Genomic DNA, 17,844 nt, shown 5'->3' with positions numbered 1-17,844 from the left:
TGCAGATACCATAATAATATAATGTTATACCATCAGAAATAAAAACAGATAATGAAAGTAGATATAGAGGGATTCAGGAATATAAATAAACCGATGTATTTGTTGGAAGAACGGTTGCTGCGTAAAAACCTGTCTTTGATTAAACATGTGGCAGACACTGCCGGTGTAGAGATCATTCTTGCTTTCAAGGCATACGCTTTGTGGAAGACATTCCCTATTTTCCGCGAATACATCAAAGCCACTACGGCAAGCTCTCTCGCAGAGGCAAGACTGGCTTTTGACAAGTTCGGCAGTCCTGCCCATACATATTCACCCGCATACACCTCTTATGAAATAGACGAGATAGCCGCATGTTCCAGCCATCTCACATTCAATTCGATGTCCCAGTATGAACGTTTTGCCGAAAGAGTGAGGACCGTAAATCCCGATATCAGTATCGGACTCCGTATAAATCCGGAATATTCTGAGATTTCGACCGACTTATACAACCCGTGTGCTCCGGGAACGCGGTTCGGCATAACTTCAGACGTTATGCCCGAGAAACTGCCTTCCGATGTCAGAGGCTTTCACTGCCATTGTCATTGCGAGAGTGGGGCGGATGTCTTTCAGCGCACGCTTCGCCATATAGAAGAGAAGTTCTCGAAGTGGTTCGGACAGTTGCAATGGATCAATTTTGGCGGAGGTCATCTGATGACACGTGCTGATTATGATGTCAGTCTCCTTATAGACATATTGCGTGATTTCCGCCGCCGATATCCCCATCTGAAGGTCATATTGGAGCCGGGGAGTGCTTTCGCGTGGCAGACAGGACCTCTTGTGTCGCAGGTTGTCGACATTGTGGAGGATCATGGCATACGTACTGCCATTCTTAACGTCAGCTTCACGTGTCACATGCCGGACTGTCTGGAAATGCCGTATATGCCTGTCGTCAGAGGTGCGGAGGTCGTAAGCGAAGCCGATATCGCCCGTTCAGTGGATGCAGGCACGCATGTTTACCGTTTGGGAGGGAACAGTTGCCTGTCCGGTGATTTTATGTCAAGTTGGCGGTTTGATAAAGAATTGCATGTAGGAGACAATGTCATATTTGAGGACATGCTTCATTATACCACTGTCAAAACTTGTACATTCAACGGTATCAGCCATCCTTCGATAGGCTTCGTACATCAGGACGACAATGAGCTTGAGATACTGCGGGAGTACGGCATAGAAGACTATTTTAGCCGGATGGATTAGAATTTTGAGGTGATTTTGAAAAAAAACGGATGAAAAGTTTGCGGGTACGAAAAAAAGTATTACCTTTGCAACCGCATTTAGAGAAGTGCTTCTATAAAAAGAATTGTTGCGGAAATAGCTCAGTTGGTAGAGCACGACCTTGCCAAGGTCGGGGTCGCGGGTTCGAGTCCCGTTTTCCGCTCAATGCTCTGAATAGAAAGTTTGAAATAATTAAATTATTGCCCAGGTGGCGGAATTGGTAGACGCGCACGTTTCAGGTGCGTGTGCCGTGAGGTGTGCAGGTTCGAGTCCTGTTCTGGGCACTATCTATTCAGAGTGTTATATATGTTGGAGAGGTGGCGGAATTGGTAGACGCGCTACTTTGAGGGGGTAGTGACAATTGTGTCGTGGGAGTTCGAGTCTCCTCCTCTTCACATTATTTTGTTTTGTTGCGGAAATAGCTCAGTTGGTAGAGCACGACCTTGCCAAGGTCGGGGTCGCGGGTTCGAGTCCCGTTTTCCGCTCTTTCTCAGAGAAACATAGCAATCCAATGAACTTATATTTAAGATATTTTGATAAAGAAACATTAGTCACGAATGTTGACGACGCAATCACTTTCTTGCGCTCTATTCAGGAGATTGGAATGAATCCGGGGCTTGAGGCGGACATTCGCGATTATGCAGCCAGTGATGTGTATTACCCCAAACGATATAAGGTCAGACAGCGGGTGTACTTTATTATTATAAAGACGACGGCGGCTACGATGCTCGATTTCAAGCAGAAAAAGGCTCTTCACCCTGTTTCGTCGGGCGGTCAGATGATGGACAAGCGCGACCTTGCCGCCACAGTAGTGACTCGTTTGAATGAGGAAAGACCGGGATGGTATGAAGGCTCTCTTGATTTTAAAAGGGTAGTGATGATTCCGTCAACAGGCAAGCATGAGTATCGTGACACTCATTTTGTAGTGCAGTGCAAGGCAATGTCGGGTCTTGACTGCTATAACAGAATTGTAGAACATCTGAAGGGACGTGTCGACAGCCGTTCACAGTTCCCTTCCGCCAAAGGCAAGAATTTCCATTACAAGTATCTTGGAATGTGGAAATGACATGCAGGTGAAAACATTTTCTTTTCCGTATGAATAAAGTTATGCTTATTGGAAACGTGGGTAACGACCCTGAGATACGTTATTATGACTCGGATCAGGCTGTCGCCCAATTCCGTCTGGCTACCTCCGAGCGATCCTATACGTTGCAGAACGGGATGCGGGTGCCGGAGCATACCGATTGGCATAACATTGTTCTTTGGAAGGGACTTGCCAAGATTGCCGAAAGATATATCCATAAGGGTGACAAGCTTTATATAGAGGGACGTATCCGTTATCGCGTGTACGACGACCAGAAAGGCGTCCGCCGTTATGTCACGGAGATATACGGTGAGAATATGGAGATTCTTTCCTCCCGCAGTTCTGCCGTCACATCAGAGCAAAGGGCTTCACATGACGGTGGTGAGAGACAGGCTTCCGGGAATGATGATGAACCGTTTTAATTCGATTGATAGTTTTGGATACATTACCGATAGTAGAGTCTTTATCTGATATTCATTTCATTTCTCCTACCTTAGGAGTTGTTGTCGCGCTTGTATTGGCGTTTTTTTTATTGTTCGTTTCCGGTTTCGCGAGTGGTTCGGAAATAGCTTTTTTCAGTCTGATGCCTGCTGAGATGACCGAGATAAGTGCCGGAAAGACAGAGATAGACCGTAAGATCAAATCATTGCTCGATGACAGTGAGCGTACATTGGCAACCATTCTTATAACCAACAATTTTGTCAATGTGACGATAATAATGCTCTGCAATTACATCTTTGCCTCAATTGTCGACTTCGGACCGAAGGCATATTGGCTACAGTTCATCTGCATAACAGTATTGCTTACGTTTCTTCTTCTCCTTTTCGGAGAGATAATGCCAAAGGTTTACAGCCGTCAGAATCCGTTGCGTTTTTGCCGTAGGGCAGTACGCGGAATCATGTTTTTCAGGAAACTGTTCTGGCCTTTCGAGAGCATACTTCTGCGCAGCGGCATGCTTGCGGAGAAAGTTGTGCAGAAGGAGAACCACGTGCTCAGTGTCAACGAACTGGAACAGGCGCTTGAGCTGACAGATACCGAAGACATAAAGGACGAGCAGAGCATGCTTCAGGGAATAATACGCTTCGGAGACGAGACGGTCAAGGAAATAATGACAGTCAGACAGGACATTGTCTCCATCAATATAGAGAGCGGTTATGCCGATGTACTGAAGTGCATCGTGGAAAACAACTACAGCCGCATCCCGGTATATCAAGGCTCGTCTGACAATATAAAGGGAATACTCTATATAAAGGACCTGCTGCCTCATCTGTCAAAGCATTCCACATTCAGATGGCAAAGCCTTATCCGCCCGCCTTATTTCGTTCCTGAAACGAAAAAGATAGATTCGTTGTTGCGTGAGTTCCAGAAAAACAAAATGCACATAGCCATTGTGGTCGACGAATTCGGAGGAACGAGCGGACTTGTCACGCTCGAAGACATTCTCGAGGAAATCGTCGGGGAAATCAATGATGAGTTTGACGATGAGGGAACCACCTATTCAAAAATAAACTACAACACATATTTATTTGAAGGCAAGACGCTTCTTGCCGACTTTTACCGCATTATCAATGCTGATGAGGAGGTCTTTGCCGATGTCGAGGGCGACGCCGACACTCTTGCCGGAATGCTGCTCGAGATAAAAGGCGACTTTCTGAGCATTCACGAGAAGATAGAGTATAAGAACTATCTTTTCGAGATAACCGGCATTGAGGGACGCCGTATAAGTAAGGTCAAGGTTGTTGTCAATCAGTCGCCGGTAAAATCCTGAAACACAAACAAGATGCCTCTCCTCAGCGTTGAAAACTTGGATGCGGATGTACAGCTCGGACTCTGGAGAATGGACGAGACCGACTTCTCCTCCGACATCCTCTCCGGTAATCCGCCTCTCCGGTCTGCTGTCCTCTCATGCGCAAGCCGTAAAAGGCGCGCGGAGATAACAGCCGTGCACTCTCTTCTTCATGCCATGACATCAGACCGCAGCCTATTCATCGGTCATACGCCTGAGGGGCGTCCTTTCATAACGGGCTCCGACATGCTCGTCAGCGTGAGCCACACAGACGGCTATGCCGCATTGATGTTGTCGCATGAGAAAAACGTGGCTGTCGACATAGAGTACGTGAGTGACAGGGTGGAGCGAATCGCAGGAAGATTCATGCGCGATGACGAGACAGCAACGTGCACACTAAGCCGCCTCATACACTGGTGTGTGAAGGAGACCGTATACAAATATTTCTCCGGACAGAATCTTGGATACCATGACATAAGGCTGCATGCCTTCCGGCTTTCTAAGGAAGGCAGTGTCATTGCCGACAATATCAGAGACAGCACCGAGTCTGCCGTCGCCTACAGGGTGCGCGACGGATATGTCCTTACTTACATGTTCGGCTGATTAAGTGTTCCTTTCAGACCCGCTCTCTCATTTCACGACAGGCTTCTTTTCCTTCTGCCATTTCATTATTCCGCCTTTCATGTTTATCACTTTATAACCTTCGGCAGAAAGTTTTCTGGCTGCATCCGTGCTTCTTTTGCCGCTTCTGCAGTACACCGCAATCGTTTTCGATTTGTCAAGCACGTTTCTCGCGGTTGTCATGAAGTCGTCGTCCAGCACGTCTATCTGCTCCGCATCGGCAAGATGCCCCTCATCATATTCCCTCTTGGTCCTGACATCGAGTATCTGTACGTTGTCCAGTTTCGTCTGAGACTCAAACACATCCGTTGTCACGTTGCGGTATCCCGTTGTCTTGACCGACTTTATGCTGCATCCGCCAACAACGAGTCCGGCAAGAGCGGCTATAATTGTCATAAGTTTTCTCATATCTTTTCTCTGATGTTTTTATATTTACAAATGGTGCGTCCGGCGGAAACCGTTTCCCATCTTTATTCCCATTATGCCGGTTAGGTGCAAACATAATAAAAATGGATTTAACGTGCAAGTATGTCCTACATAAAAGCTGTTAAATTGATGCGAGCCATGTTCCACGGTCGTCAGATTATGGCTGGCGGATATGTGTGATAAAATATGATTTCTATCAGTTTTCCGTCAGACATCAGGTCATGAAAAACAGTTGCGCGCCACACATGTCATTTGACGCTTTAAACGCAGATTCAGCTGTTGTATACCATTAAAAGTTTTACACTATTACCTTTTGTCTCCACGGTATCTCCGGCTTTCCGAAATTATTCGATTTATTTCTCTGTCGTTCAATAAATTATATATAACTTTACAGGATGGTTTTGTCTGAACTGTTGTTTTTCGCTCCCTGTTTTCCGCATGCGGGTATACGCTTTAACGCAATGGCAACAGGCTTTGATGACAGCGGTTCGTATGGTAAGACAAAGCGTTAAAGAGATATTAATGAAAAAGCAGTGCCGGCGAGTGCAATAAGAGTTTGCTTTCAGATTGCCGCACGCAGACTGTTTAACAAAAAACGGATAATTATAAAACTTGAAATTATGAAAAAGACGTATGTAAAACCTCTTGTAGAGGTTGTGGAAGTAAATGTAGAAGACCAGATACTTGCCGGCAGTCCGCCGGTGGAGTTCGAAATTACTGTTGAGCCACCAATAGATGATGGTGGCGAGGAGATATTCGGAGCAAAGGATTTCAACAGATGGGACGATTGGAAGTAAAAAGGTAAAAAGGTAAGAGGATAAAAAGTAGAAATGTAAAAAGGTAAAAGGGTAAAAAGTTAAAAGGGTAAAAAGAGGAAAAGAAGGAATGTAAAAGAAGATTGTATACAGCGTTTTTCTTTATGTAAAAAAACAATTTGATATTCGAATAATTAATACAAGGAATTTTATATTGGAAAAAATCAGCAGCCGGATGGCATTTGTGCCGGTCTGTCTTTCAGTCCTCATTCTCGGTTCTTGTGCCGATGATGGGGATTTTTCAGGAGTTGTTGATGACGGTGGGGATAAAGGTGCGTCTGTCGCATTCAGCGTGAGCAACGCGCAGGACGACGCTTCGCCTGCCGCAGCTCCGCAATATGCCGCCGCACCGATGAGCCGTGCCGCCTTCCAGAGCAGGCTTGCCGTACAAGGACTCACCCCCGAAGACCTCAGCACACAGAAGCTCGCCGTGAGCGGCGGTGGTGCGGAGAGCGACGGACTCTGCATCATCGAGACCACCACTCCTGGCATCTATACCGCGAGGATGGCGTCAGGACCGCGGCGCGCCAACATCGCCAAGTCAATCACAGAGCCGTTCTCGTCTATCGGATACCGTGGTGCGACATCCGACGGCATAAGCTCCTCACCGTGGTTCCACAACAAGGAGACCAATGCCGACGGCAGACTGGTTGACGATGTGCGCTGGAAGTGGGACGAGCCTTATGCAAGGTTCTACGGCATATCGCCGCAGGTGGGTCCCGGCTATGCCCGCCTCAGCGTCTCGCCTGCAAGTCACGGCGGCACGCCATACGTCGACTTTGAGGTTGAGCCTGACGTTAAGAATCAGAAAGACCTCATGACCGCTTGCTCCGGAGTGGTGCACTATGCCGAGCGTTACGTCGCTCCGCGCGCCCTCCTGAGGTTCCGCCACGCTCTGACAGCGGTCAGGTTCAAGGTGGGGCGCAACCTGTCGTGGAACAAGACCATAAACAAGGTGGAGATAACCGGTGCCATGAGCCGTGGCAGATACACGCTTCCGACAGACGAGACAGGCACCGGTGCGGGCTGGAGCAACCTCGACGCGCCAGCCACCTTCACCCTCAAGGACATCAGCGTGAGCACCTCCGAGGCTGTGAACCACCTCATCATGGGCAACGACGGTGACAACTACACGTTCTATATGCTGCCGCAGCAGCTCTCGGGAGTGCAGGTGAAGATATATTTCTCCGACGGTTCTACGCCCATAATAGCAAATCTCTCAGGTCAGTGGAAGCCGGGCACGACAAAGACCTACGCCCTGTCGCAGAACACATCCACGTGGCAGTATCAGCTCACCGTGACCGACCCTGCCACCGCCGCCTATACCGCCACCACGGCAGACGGCTACACCGTGCAGAGCTATCGCACCGACCCGTCCACCGGAGTGCGGCAGCCCGTGGCGTGGAAGGTGGTGGGCTATGACGCCGACAACGACGGAACATTCTCCATGAGTGAGAAACCGGCGTGGCTCACGTCGCTCAGCACGCCTGAGGGCAACGGAGGAACAGTTGCGGAGAAAGGCTCCGCCGCGCTCACGACCGACATCATCGACAGGCTCGCTCCCATAAACAAGGCTCTGCGCGAGGCTACTCCCAAGGGCTCGGCAGGCTCTCCCTACGACCTTTCCACCAAAGGCGGAAGCGTGGCGCGCAGCACCGCCAACTCCTATGTGGTCTCCGCTCCGGGACACTACCGCATACCTCTGGTGTACGGCAACGCCATAACGGACGGCGCGACCAACACACACTCATACATAAGTCAGGCTAAGACTGGCACGACCAATGAGCCGTGGGTTCTCCGTCACTTCCAGGACCATGCCGGACAGGACATCACCGACCCTTGGATTACAAAGACCAACGGGGGCGTGAACGCTCCCGACGGAGCGAGGATTGTGTGGGCTGACGAGGCGGGACTGGTGACAAACCTAAGCGTGTCGGGTAGCGGCACCGACGCTTACGTCAACTTTGAGGTGCCTGCGTCTGCCATCAAAAACGGCAATGCGGTCGTTGCCGTGACAAAAGGTGGCACGGTGGTGTGGTCGTGGCACCTGTGGTTCGCGCCTCAGGATGTGCTCGGCACAACGCAGGTGACCAATTATCAGGGCGTGAAATACAACTTCTCAAACCAGACACTGGGCTATAAATACACCGAATGGAAGGCATCCGCCTATACCGCTCCGCGCAGCGTAAGGGTGAAGGTGGAGCAGACAGTCGCCAACGAAGGAGTGAGGCAGTATGGCGTGTTCACCGTCACGCAGAACAACGGCAGTGTGCGTCGTGGCTACAGCACTCTCTACCAGTCTGGACGCAAGGACGCCATGCCGGGTACAGACAATGTCGCGGAAGGCTCATTCAAGATTAGCAAGGAAGTGATGTCCATACAGAACGGCATTCAGCATCCCGAAACGTTCTATACATCAGACCAAAATAATTGGACAAAAAACGGATATTTGTGGCTTAACCATTGGTCTATGGATAACACGAGGACAACTTTTCATGATGATCCTGTGGTCAAGACAATATACGACCCGTCACCTTCCGGATTCAAGATGCCAGCGCCAAATGCTTTCACAGGGTTCAGCATTAATGGTCAGAGAACAGAAAACGGAGGTGTGCCTAATGTAAAGGGCGATTGGGACAACGGTTATTTCTTCTTCAACAGGATAAGCAATCCTGACGCTGTAGTATACATGCCTGTTTCAGGTTATCGTATCTCTGGTGGTGGAAAATTGGTTAATCAGAATAAAAGTGGAATATATTGGACTGCGGGTCCGTCGAAATATTTAGACTTTACTGAGGGTTGGATAATTCCGGATGGCACCTACTCGGGAGCCATGGCATTGTCCGTGCGTTCAGTATCGGAATAACGCGTATATCCGGTTTGCAGTGATTTCGTGAGACTGTGTGCTGTCAAAGCATATATCCAGGTATTCCTCAGACCGTCAAACAACAACGAGCCGTATCGTTCTCAGGCATGGACGCGATGCGGCTCGTTTCATTTTATTTTGCCAGCACGCTTTGTGAGATATGACAAGGCATCTGTTTCATACAACGCGAAATTTAACCTCTGTTTACAAAAAACATCTGATATAGCCTTTCCCATATGTTAAACGGCAAGACACGAAAGGCTTGTCCGGAGTCACTGTTCTGTGACAGCCGGGCATTGATTATGCGGTTTTATTATGTGTCGGGAGGCGTCTTGCGGTGAGTATTGTATGCGCCGGTGTTGCAGGAAAGGCTTTATGGTGTTGCCATACAGCCTTTGTCATGACGTGAAACGCACCCTACGGGCACATGAAAGAGCCTTTATGGCATGACGGAACAGGCTCTTTCGCATTGCAGACGGCATTACATTGTATGTCTGTTTTGTGCTAATTGGTTGTAAAACAGACGTTTGTGAATATCTGAGATTTACTGGGTATTTCCTGTGAATATAGGTTTGGGTGATTCCGCAGCGTTAAAACGGTGTTAAGGAATGTGAATAACACATATGCGGCAGGATGGCTTAGAAATGTCCATCCTGCCGCATATGTTGTGTCAGAGTTGTGTTTTCAGTTGTCCATGCCGTGTGGCGTGACTCACGTCACGGTCATCCCTCAAGCTCCTTCTTCAGGAAACGGGGAGTGTATCCCTTGTCGCTTTGAGCCACCTCTTCAGGTGTTCCCGTGGAGAGAAGTGTGCCGCCGTTGCGTCCTCCGTCCGGTCCCATGTCTATGATGTAGTCAGCCTGTTTTATCACGTCGAGGTTGTGCTCTATTATAATCACCGTGTTGCCCCGGTCCACGAGACGGCTCACCACGTCCATGAGTATTCTGATGTCCTCAAAATGCAGTCCCGTTGTAGGTTCGTCGAGAATGTACATCGTCTTGCCGGTGTCGCGCTTGCTCAGCTCCGTGGCGAGTTTCACGCGCTGGCTCTCGCCTCCCGACAGGGTGGTGGACGGCTGTCCCAGCTTGAGATATCCAAGTCCCACGTCCTGTATAGTCTTTATTTTCTGCAATATGGAAGGCACGTTCTCAAAGAACTCCACAGCCTGATTGACGGTCATGTCGAGCACGTCGGCAATGCTCTTTCCCTTATATCTCACCTCGAGCGTCTCACGGTTGTAGCGTTTGCCGTGGCATACCTCACACGGAACCATGACGTCGGGCAGGAAGTTCATCTCTATTGTCTTGTATCCGTTGCCCCCGCATGCCTCGCAGCGGCCGCCCTTCACGTTGAAGGAGAAGCGTCCCGGCTTGTATCCGCGTATCTTCGCCTCGGGCAGATTGACGAAGAGCGAGCGTATGTCGCTGAACACTCCGGTGTATGTGGCAGGGTTGGAGCGCGGCGTGCGTCCGAGCGGCGACTGGTCCACATTCACCACCTTGTCGATGAACTCCATGCCTTCCACCGAGTCGTAGGGCATCGGCTTCTTCAGCGAGCGGTAGAAGTGCTGGCTCAGAATGGGCTGGAGCGTCTCGTTGATGAGCGTGGACTTGCCCGAGCCGCTCACTCCCGTGACCACGATGAGCTTGCCGAGCGGAAACTCCACATCAACGTTTTTCAGGTTGTTTCCGCGCGCTCCCCTTATCCACAGACTGTGCCCGTTGCCCTCGCGGCGGTGCCGCGGTGTCTCTATCCTGAGCGTGTTGTTGAGGTATCCGGCTGTGATGGTGTCGTGTCTGAGCATCTCCTGCGGCGTGCCCTGAAACACCACCTCGCCTCCTTTGCGCCCCGCTTTCGGACCGATGTCCACAATGTAGTCGGCACTGAGCATCATGTCCTTGTCGTGTTCCACCACGATGACGGTGTTGCCCATGTCGCGCAGGCTCTTCAGAGAGTTTATCAGACGCTCGTTGTCGCGCTGGTGCAGACCTATGCTCGGCTCGTCGAGGATGTAGAGAACGTTGACGAGCTGCGAGCCTATCTGCGTGGCGAGCCTTATGCGCTGGCTCTCTCCTCCGGAGAGCGACGCCGACTGGCGGTTGAGCGACAGATAGTCGAGCCCCACGTCGAGCAGGAAGTTTATTCTCGTACGTATTTCCTTCAGAATCTCCGCCGCTATTTTCTGCTGCGTGCTCTCCATGTGTGTCTTTGCCTCACCGAGCCATTCGCTCAGCTGGCTCATGTCCATGGACGCGAGTTCGGATATGTTCTTGTCCCAGATGCGGTATGACAGCGACTCCCTGTTGAGGCGTTGTCCGTTGCATTCCGGGCATGTGCATGTGGCGAGAAACTGGTCAGCCCACTTCTGTCCGTTAGCCGAGTCGTCGCTCTCCATCACCGTCCGCAGGTATTTTATTATGCCGTCGAACGCCACGAAATAGTCGCTTGACGTATGGATGAGCTCCTTGTTTATGCGCACATTCTCCAAAGAGCCGTACAAAATCTCGTTAAGAGCCTCCTCGGGTATGTCCTTTATCGGTGTCTTGAGGTCGCAGCCATATTTCTGAAGCAGTGAGTCTATCTGCCAGAAAATCATCTGGTTCTTATACTTTCCGAGCGGTACGATGCCTCCGTTGCGTATGGACTGCGAGTCGTCGGGTATCACTTTCTTCAGGTCAATCTCGTTGACATAGCCCAGACCTTTGCATCGCGGGCACGCTCCTTCGGGCGAGTTAAACGAGAATATGTTCGGAGCCGGGTCCTTGTAGGATATTCCTGTGGTGGGGCACATGAGCCTTTTCGAGAAATATTTGGCTTCGTCGGCGTCCTTGTCGTAAATCATTATCAGTCCGTCGCCCTCCTTCATGGCTGTCGCCACGCTTTTCTTCAGCCGCTCCATGTAGCTTTCCTCCATCTGCAGCTTGTCTATCACCACTTCTATGTTGTGGTTTTTGTAGCGGTCGGTCTTCATGCCCCGCGTTATCTCGCTTATTGTGCCGTCGACGCGCGCGTAGAGATAGCCTTTGCGTCTGAGGCTTTCGAAGAGTTCGCGGTAATGTCCTTTGCGTTGTCTCACAACGGGAGCGAGTATGTATATGCGCTTGCCGTTGTAGTGGGTCCTTATCATTTCAAGAATCTTCTCTTCGGTGTATTTCACCATCTTCTCGCCCGTAGCGTAGCTGTAAGCCGTACCGGCGCGTGCGAAGAGAAGCCTCAGATAGTCGTATATCTCGGTTGTCGTGCCCACCGTTGAGCGTGGGTTCTTGTTCGTTGTTTTCTGTTCGATGCTTATTACGGGGCTCAGTCCGGTTATCTTGTCCACGTCCGGACGCTCCATGTTTCCTAAAAAGTTGCGCGCGTATGCAGAGAAAGTCTCTATATACCGGCGTTGCCCTTCGGCGTAGATGGTGTCGAACGCCAGTGACGACTTGCCCGAACCGCTCAGTCCGGTAATAACTGTCAGACTGTTTCTCGGTATCTCTACATCAATGTTTTTCAGATTATGGACACGTGCGCCCCATACATTGATTTTCTCGTTTTCCATAAAATAAACCTACCTATTGAATATGGTGTTTTCCTGTTTGTGTCAGTTGCCTGCCGTTGACCCGCCGTCCTCGGTGAAGCCTCTGAGCAGATTGACGTCTTTTTTTATGTTGAATTTTCTGCCGTCGGCACCCTTCGCCTTCACGAGTACAAAATAGACACCGTCCTTGACGTCGTTTCCTTTGTACTTGCCGTCCCATCCTCCTGCGGGGTCAGTCCACTCATAGAGTTTCTGTCCCCACCGGTTGAATATGTAGGCGTGGAATTCTATCAGACTCTGATAGCCGTCCTTGGCTTTGTATATGTCGTTGATGCCGTCGCCGTTGGGTGAGAACGCATTCGGCATCTCCAGTTTGCTTTCTGATATGGAGACTGTCATCGGTCCGGTCTCGTCCCAGTATTCTTGTGTGTACTCCACAAGTTCATCCCCTTTGGTGAATGTGGCGTATACCACAATCTTATGAAGTCCCGCCTTTGTGAATGTGTATTCGGTTTCCTCCTCATATCGTATGAGGTAAGGCTCCTCGGCTTCCTCCAGAGAGAAACGCCATTCGTAGTGGGCTGTCCACCCTTCGGTGTGCTCCGGATTTGCAAGGAATCTCACGGTCAGCGGTGCGGCTCCCGAGTAGCTCGTGCCCGTTTCCTCTCCGTCGGGAGTCATGAATATGGCTGAAGGACTGATTGTCGGATAGTCGTCAGAATATGCTTTGACCAATCCGGCAAATAATGATATAATGATGAAAAATATTCTATGGTTCATAAAAAGAATGTTTCTTATGTGACTGTGAATGCAAAGATAATGCCAGCGAGAGGAAAGAGAACTTGCTCTTTATTTCCCGAGCGCAGCTTATCTTATGCAAAGATAACGCCAACGAGAGGAAAGAGAGCTTGCTCATTATTTCCCGAGCGCAGCTTATCTTATGCAAAGATAACGCAAGGCGAGTGCAACAGCAAGGCGGGAAAACGAAGTTTTACCGGACTTGATACTGCCGAGCCGCAGCTTATCTTATGCAAAAGCACACAATATCTTATGCAAAAGTACACAATAAATTTGTTATTGCCGTTATTTTTAATTATTTTTGAGGAGTTGTTTACACAATGTTGTCGTACGGTTATTTTTATGTGATATAATTTCAGCATACGACATATTTTGTTTATTTTTGCATAAGATAAGCTGCGCTCGGCAATGTAAGAGCAAGCTCTCATTGCGCTCGCTGGCATTATCTTTGCATAAGATAAGCTGCGCTCGGCAATGTAATAGCAAGCTCTCATTGCGCTCGCTGGCGTTATCTTTGCATAAGATAAGCTGCGCTCGGCAATGTAATAGCAAGCTCTCATTGCGCTCGCTGGCATTATCTTTGGCATAAGATAAGCTGCGCTCGGGAAATAAAGAGCAAGCTCTCTTTCATCTCGCTGGCGTTATCTTTGTACATATAAATAAAAGAAAATTGTATGATACGTTTTATAAGATACTGCTTCTTCGCATGTTTTTTTCTGTTGCCTGTACTCGCGTTCGGGCAGAGCGATAAGTGGCAGGATATATATAAGGTGAAGAAAAAAGACACCGTTTACGGTATTGCGAAGAAGTATCACATCACTCCGGGTGAGCTTATTAAAGCCAATCCGGCAATATCAGATACCGATTATAAGCTGAAGAAAGGTGATAAGCTCTTCATTCCTTATCCGGTGAAGACCACAGACACATTTGATGCCGATGCGATAAAAAACGCGAAGAAAGCCGAAACAAAAAAAACGGATGCGCTGCGGGTGGGGATAATGTTGCCGCTTCACGATGTCGACGGTGACGGCAGAAGGATGGTGGAATATTACAGAGGTTTCCTTATGGCGTGTGACAGTTTGCGGGCAAAGGGCATTTCAACGGATGTGTATGCGTGGAATGTTCCGGCGGACGCTGACATCAGAATATCTCTTCTGGACGATAACGCCAAGAGATGCGACATGATTTTCGGTCCTTTGTACACACGTCAGCTGAAACCGCTTGCCGATTTCTGCAGGGCGAATGATATAAAGCTGATTGTACCTTTCTCCATAAGCGGAAACGAGGTCGAGGCAAATCCACATATATATCAGGTATATCAGTCAGCCGAAACGTTGAACGAACGTGCCATAAACGCCTTTATGGAACGGTTCCCCGACTGTCATCCGGTGTTCATCGACTGCAATGACACTACAAGCAATAAGGGCATCTTCACCTTCGGACTGCGTAAGCGGCTCGACGCGAAAGGCATTTCATACAGCATAACAAACCTGAAGTCGTCGGAGGCATACTTCGCCAAGGCTTTCAGCACATCCAAGCGGAATGTGGTGATACTCAATACCGGACGCTCGCCGCAGCTTAATGTGGCGTTGGCTAAGCTTGACGGACTCACCGCAACGAATCCCGGCATGAGGATATCCATGTTCGGATACACCGAGTGGCTTATGTACACAAAGGTTTATCTGAATTATTTCTACAAGTATAACGCGTATATCCCGACTACATTTTATTATAACGCGCTGTCTGATCAGACCGAGGCTTTCGAGAATTCTTACCGTAAATGGTTCCGTACAGACATGCAGACGGCACTTCCGCGCTTCGCTCTGACCGGATACGATCATGCCCGTTTCTTCATCGAAGGAGAGTATGCGCGTGGCAAGTCGTTCCGCGGCACGAAAGGACAAAGCGCATACCGTCCGCTTCAGACGCCTTTGAAGTTTGTTTACGCCTCACCTGATGGCGGCATGAGGAACAGTGCTTTCATGCTTGTTCACTATATGAGCAGTCGCAGGATAGAATCCATAAGTTATTGATGTTATGAGCATACGGAATTTACTTGTAGCTTTTCTGTTTCTGTTTTCGGCAGGTGCGGCTGCCCAGATAGGCGAGCACCGCAACGATCTGGCTGTCGGTTTCAACGGCGGATACGTGTTGGGCAACATCGGGTTCACGCCTAAGGTGACGCAGGGCTATCATGGCGGTATGACCGGAGGTCTGTCGGTAAGATATGTCTGTGAGAAGTATTTCAATACGATATGCTCTATTTACGGTGAGGTGAACTATGCTCAGGCTGGTTGGAAAGAAGATATACTGATGACGGACGGCAGCCCTGTCATAAACAAAGTGACGGGTCTGCCTGAAGAGTACAGCCGTACGCTGAACTACATCCAGATTCCTGTCTTCGCCCATCTGGCATGGGGACGTGAGGAAAAAGGCTTCCAGTTCTTTTTCCAGGCAGGTCCGCAGTTCGGCTTTCTGTTGAGTGAGAAGACGAAGACGAACTTTAACTTCGCTGACCGGAACATGGACGACCGCTCCAACAAGGTCTGCGCGCAGGACACGATGGCTGTGGAAAACAAGTTCGACTACGGTATCGCCGCCGGTGTAGGTATGGAATATTCAATTCCGAAAGTAGGGCATTTCCTGCTTGAAGGACGGTATTATTATGGATTGGGGAATATTTACGGCAACTCAAAGCGCGATTACTTTGCCAAATCAAATATCGGAAACATTGTCATAAAGCTGACATATCTGTTTGACATAACTAAAACCAAAAAATAAAAAAACATGTTTGAAGGTCAACCTAAAGGACTTTATGCGTTGGCATTGGCCAACACAGGAGAGCGTTTCGGCTATTATACGATGATAGCTGTGTTTGCATTGTTTCTTAAAGCGAATTTCGGACTGGATCCCGGTACGGCTGGATTGATTTACAGTTCGTTTCTCGGCTTAGTCTATTTCCTGCCGTTCATCGGCGGCATTATGGCTGATAAGTTCGGTTATGGCCGCATGGTCACAATCGGAATCCTTATCATGTTTGCGGGCTATCTGTTCCTTTCGATACCTCTCGGAGGAGACACATTTGCATTGATATGCATGCTTCTCGCCCTTGTTTTCATAAGTTTCGGAACAGGTCTGTTCAAAGGCAACCTGCAGGTCATGGTCGGTAACCTGTACGATGACCCCAAGTATGCGGACAAACGTGACTCTGCTTTCTCCATTTTCTATATGGCTATAAACATCGGTGCGCTGTTTGCACCGACCGCGGCGGTCAAAATCAAGGAATGGGCGGAGTCAGTCGGCTTTGCCTCCAACGATGCCTATCATTTCTCTTTTGCCGTAGCGTGCGCCTCGCTTATACTGTCTATAGCTATTTATTACATATTCCGTCCTACGTTCAGACATGTAGAAGGCGGTGTGGCAAAGGCGGGAGAGGCTGTCCAGACAGAGCAGGAGCTGTCGCCTTCTGAGACAAACAACCGCATAATAGCCCTCTGTCTGGTGTTCGCGGTGGTGATATTCTTCTGGATGGCGTTCCATCAGAATGGTCTTACATTGACCTATTTCGCTGATGAGTTTACTGCCAAGAGTTCCTCTGGAATTGAAAGCATGGCTTTTGATGTGTTCAATCTGGTTGCGATAATATTCATTGTTTACGCGCTGTTCTCACTGTTCCAGAGCAAGAAAGGGCGTACAAAAACAATCTCGGCTCTCGTGATTGTTCTCTCATGTGTATACCTTTATTACAGATATACTACGCTTGAGGGTGATGTTGCGGTAAGCGCTCCGATATTCCAGCACTTCAATCCGTTCTATGTTGTTGCTCTGACACCGGTCAGCATGGCTATTTTCGGCAGTCTTGCACGCAAGGGCAAAGAGCCGTCAGCACCCCGTAAGATTGCCTACGGAATGCTTGTCGCAGCAATAGGTTTCGGTGTCATGGCTGTCGGTTCGTTGTCTTTGCCGAGTCCGGACGCACAGAAGGCTGCCGGTGATGCTGCGGTCTTTGTTTCTCCCAACTGGCTCATAACGACATATCTTGTGCTTACGTTCGGTGAATTGTTGCTAAGCCCGATGGGTATCTCGTTTGTTTCCAAGGTGGCTCCTCCAAAATATAAGGGAATGATGATGGGCGGATGGTTTGTTGCTACTGCTATCGGTAATATTCTTGTGAGCGTCGGCGGATACCTTTGGGGCAGTCTTCCATTGTGGTGTGTATGGAGTGTGTTTATCGTTCTCTGCCTCATTTCGGCGTTGTTCATGTTCTCTATAATGAAGAGACTGGAGAAAGTCTGCTGACAGAAGAGCAAATACCGCGCCCAGGCATGGGCGCGGTTCAGGATGTGCGGTATGAATGCCGGAACGATGAGAAGCCTTATGACACGAACGGCATATTGACATCTTGACAGTGATATACAAAATAAAGGGTGCGTTCAAAATCTTTGAGCGCACCCTTTATCATAGTAGTACATATTTGATGTTGTCTGGTTTGAACCGTTTATCCGTCTATATAAGCCCAGACGGCAAATGCGACAAGGCAAATAGCTGCAATGCACAATACGTAGAATAATAGCTTTGTGATGGTGCGTTGCAACTGTATTTTCCTAAGCCGCTGTTTCTTCAAATCCTCAGCATCGCCAACATGTCTCCGTGAATGGTGTGTTTTCATAAAT

13 protein-coding genes and 4 tRNA genes are annotated in these 17,844 nt (G+C 49.1%); 14 read left to right on the top strand and 3 right to left on the bottom strand.

The window, feature by feature from the left end; all coding sequences use genetic code 11:
• The first annotated feature begins 51 nt into the window (after window positions 1-51).
• The 9 genes from nspC to BN4609_RS02265 all read left to right on the top strand — a co-directional run bounded on the left by nspC (window position 52) and on the right by BN4609_RS02265 (window position 4,724).
• Complete coding sequence (nspC, locus tag BN4609_RS02305; RefSeq protein WP_206196531.1) at window positions 52-1,233, top strand: carboxynorspermidine decarboxylase; 1,182 nt, start codon at window positions 52-54, stop codon at window positions 1,231-1,233.
• Between the two features lie 108 nt (window positions 1,234-1,341).
• A tRNA-Gly gene (locus tag BN4609_RS02300) sits at window positions 1,342-1,414 on the top strand.
• Between the two features lie 39 nt (window positions 1,415-1,453).
• Window positions 1,454-1,535: transfer RNA gene (locus BN4609_RS02295), tRNA-Leu, on the top strand.
• Between the two features lie 27 nt (window positions 1,536-1,562).
• A tRNA-Leu gene (locus BN4609_RS02290) sits at window positions 1,563-1,646 on the top strand.
• Between the two features lie 17 nt (window positions 1,647-1,663).
• Window positions 1,664-1,736: transfer RNA gene (locus BN4609_RS02285), tRNA-Gly, on the top strand.
• A gap of 26 nt (window positions 1,737-1,762) precedes the next feature.
• A complete protein-coding gene (locus tag BN4609_RS02280) occupies window positions 1,763-2,317 on the top strand; it encodes a hypothetical protein (protein ID WP_021993223.1) in 555 nt (184 codons plus the stop codon).
• A gap of 29 nt (window positions 2,318-2,346) precedes the next feature.
• On the top strand, window positions 2,347-2,757 hold the full coding sequence (locus BN4609_RS02275; RefSeq protein WP_068855147.1) for a single-stranded DNA-binding protein: 411 nt from the start codon (window positions 2,347-2,349) through the stop codon (window positions 2,755-2,757).
• A 14-nt stretch (window positions 2,758-2,771) separates the two neighbouring features.
• Window positions 2,772-4,103: a gliding motility-associated protein GldE gene (gldE, locus tag BN4609_RS02270; protein WP_068855146.1), complete on the top strand. Its 1,332-nt coding sequence runs from the start codon at window positions 2,772-2,774 to the stop codon at window positions 4,101-4,103.
• A gap of 12 nt (window positions 4,104-4,115) precedes the next feature.
• Window positions 4,116-4,724 carry a 4'-phosphopantetheinyl transferase superfamily protein gene (locus tag BN4609_RS02265; RefSeq protein ID WP_068855145.1) on the top strand — a complete coding sequence of 203 codons (609 nt, stop codon included), beginning with the start codon at window positions 4,116-4,118 and terminating at the stop codon, window positions 4,722-4,724.
• A 27-nt stretch (window positions 4,725-4,751) separates the two neighbouring features.
• On the opposite strand, the gene BN4609_RS02260 is transcribed toward BN4609_RS02265, so the two are convergent.
• Entirely contained in the window at window positions 4,752-5,150 is a 399-nt protein-coding gene (locus BN4609_RS02260; RefSeq protein WP_021993219.1) for a rhodanese-like domain-containing protein, read from the bottom strand.
• Window positions 5,151-5,788: 638 nt separating this feature from the next.
• Here BN4609_RS02260 and BN4609_RS02255 point away from each other — a divergent pair.
• Both BN4609_RS02255 and BN4609_RS02250 read left to right on the top strand, forming a co-directional pair.
• On the top strand, window positions 5,789-5,965 hold the full coding sequence (locus BN4609_RS02255; RefSeq protein ID WP_164071548.1) for a hypothetical protein: 177 nt from the start codon (window positions 5,789-5,791) through the stop codon (window positions 5,963-5,965).
• Between the two features lie 193 nt (window positions 5,966-6,158).
• Window positions 6,159-8,849, top strand: a complete 2,691-nt coding sequence (locus BN4609_RS02250; protein ID WP_241033171.1) for a fimbrillin family protein — start codon at window positions 6,159-6,161, stop codon at window positions 8,847-8,849.
• 722 nt (window positions 8,850-9,571) lie between these two features.
• On the opposite strand, the gene uvrA is transcribed toward BN4609_RS02250, so the two are convergent.
• Together uvrA and BN4609_RS02240 are read right to left on the bottom strand one after the other, a co-directional pair.
• Entirely contained in the window at window positions 9,572-12,394 is a 2,823-nt protein-coding gene (gene uvrA / locus BN4609_RS02245; RefSeq protein WP_068855142.1) for an excinuclease ABC subunit UvrA, read from the bottom strand.
• A 42-nt stretch (window positions 12,395-12,436) separates the two neighbouring features.
• Entirely contained in the window at window positions 12,437-13,153 is a 717-nt protein-coding gene (locus BN4609_RS02240; protein WP_021992359.1) for a T9SS type B sorting domain-containing protein, read from the bottom strand.
• Window positions 13,154-13,845: 692 nt separating this feature from the next.
• Here BN4609_RS02240 and BN4609_RS02235 point away from each other — a divergent pair.
• The 3 genes from BN4609_RS02235 to BN4609_RS02225 are packed head-to-tail and all read left to right on the top strand — an operon-like array spanning window position 13,846 to window position 17,470.
• Entirely contained in the window at window positions 13,846-15,204 is a 1,359-nt protein-coding gene (locus BN4609_RS02235) for a LysM peptidoglycan-binding domain-containing protein (RefSeq protein ID WP_068855141.1), read from the top strand.
• A 4-nt stretch (window positions 15,205-15,208) separates the two neighbouring features.
• Window positions 15,209-15,952, top strand: a complete 744-nt coding sequence (locus BN4609_RS02230; RefSeq protein WP_068855140.1) for a porin family protein — start codon at window positions 15,209-15,211, stop codon at window positions 15,950-15,952.
• A gap of 6 nt (window positions 15,953-15,958) precedes the next feature.
• Window positions 15,959-17,470, top strand: a complete 1,512-nt coding sequence (locus BN4609_RS02225) for a peptide MFS transporter (protein ID WP_021994302.1) — start codon at window positions 15,959-15,961, stop codon at window positions 17,468-17,470.
• Window positions 17,471-17,844: the final 374 nt, after the last annotated feature.

The sequence above is a fragment of the Leyella lascolaii genome (assembly GCF_900079775.1).
In the GTDB taxonomy this organism is placed as follows: domain Bacteria; phylum Bacteroidota; class Bacteroidia; order Bacteroidales; family Bacteroidaceae; genus Prevotella; species Prevotella lascolaii.
The sequence above is the reverse complement of the archived record's forward strand: the minus strand, read 5'-3'. Positions and strand labels throughout refer to the sequence as shown.

What these genes read in the sequence shown, in the direction of transcription:
- nspC (WP_206196531.1), top strand. Translation starts at nt 52, where the DNA reads ATGAAAGTAGATATAGAGGGATTCAGGAATATAAATAAACCGATGTAT.
- BN4609_RS02280 (WP_021993223.1), top strand. Translation starts at nt 1,763, where the DNA reads ATGAACTTATATTTAAGATATTTTGATAAAGAAACATTAGTCACGAAT.
- BN4609_RS02275 (WP_068855147.1), top strand. Translation starts at nt 2,347, where the DNA reads ATGAATAAAGTTATGCTTATTGGAAACGTGGGTAACGACCCTGAGATA.
- BN4609_RS02265 (WP_068855145.1), top strand. Translation starts at nt 4,116, where the DNA reads ATGCCTCTCCTCAGCGTTGAAAACTTGGATGCGGATGTACAGCTCGGA.
- BN4609_RS02260 (WP_021993219.1), bottom strand. Translation starts at nt 5,150, where the DNA reads ATGAGAAAACTTATGACAATTATAGCCGCTCTTGCCGGACTCGTTGTT.
- BN4609_RS02255 (WP_164071548.1), top strand. Translation starts at nt 5,789, where the DNA reads ATGAAAAAGACGTATGTAAAACCTCTTGTAGAGGTTGTGGAAGTAAAT.
- BN4609_RS02250 (WP_241033171.1), top strand. Translation starts at nt 6,159, where the DNA reads ATGGCATTTGTGCCGGTCTGTCTTTCAGTCCTCATTCTCGGTTCTTGT.
- uvrA (WP_068855142.1), bottom strand. Translation starts at nt 12,394, where the DNA reads ATGGAAAACGAGAAAATCAATGTATGGGGCGCACGTGTCCATAATCTG.
- BN4609_RS02240 (WP_021992359.1), bottom strand. Translation starts at nt 13,153, where the DNA reads ATGAACCATAGAATATTTTTCATCATTATATCATTATTTGCCGGATTG.
- BN4609_RS02235 (WP_068855141.1), top strand. Translation starts at nt 13,846, where the DNA reads ATGATACGTTTTATAAGATACTGCTTCTTCGCATGTTTTTTTCTGTTG.
- BN4609_RS02230 (WP_068855140.1), top strand. Translation starts at nt 15,209, where the DNA reads ATGAGCATACGGAATTTACTTGTAGCTTTTCTGTTTCTGTTTTCGGCA.
- BN4609_RS02225 (WP_021994302.1), top strand. Translation starts at nt 15,959, where the DNA reads ATGTTTGAAGGTCAACCTAAAGGACTTTATGCGTTGGCATTGGCCAAC.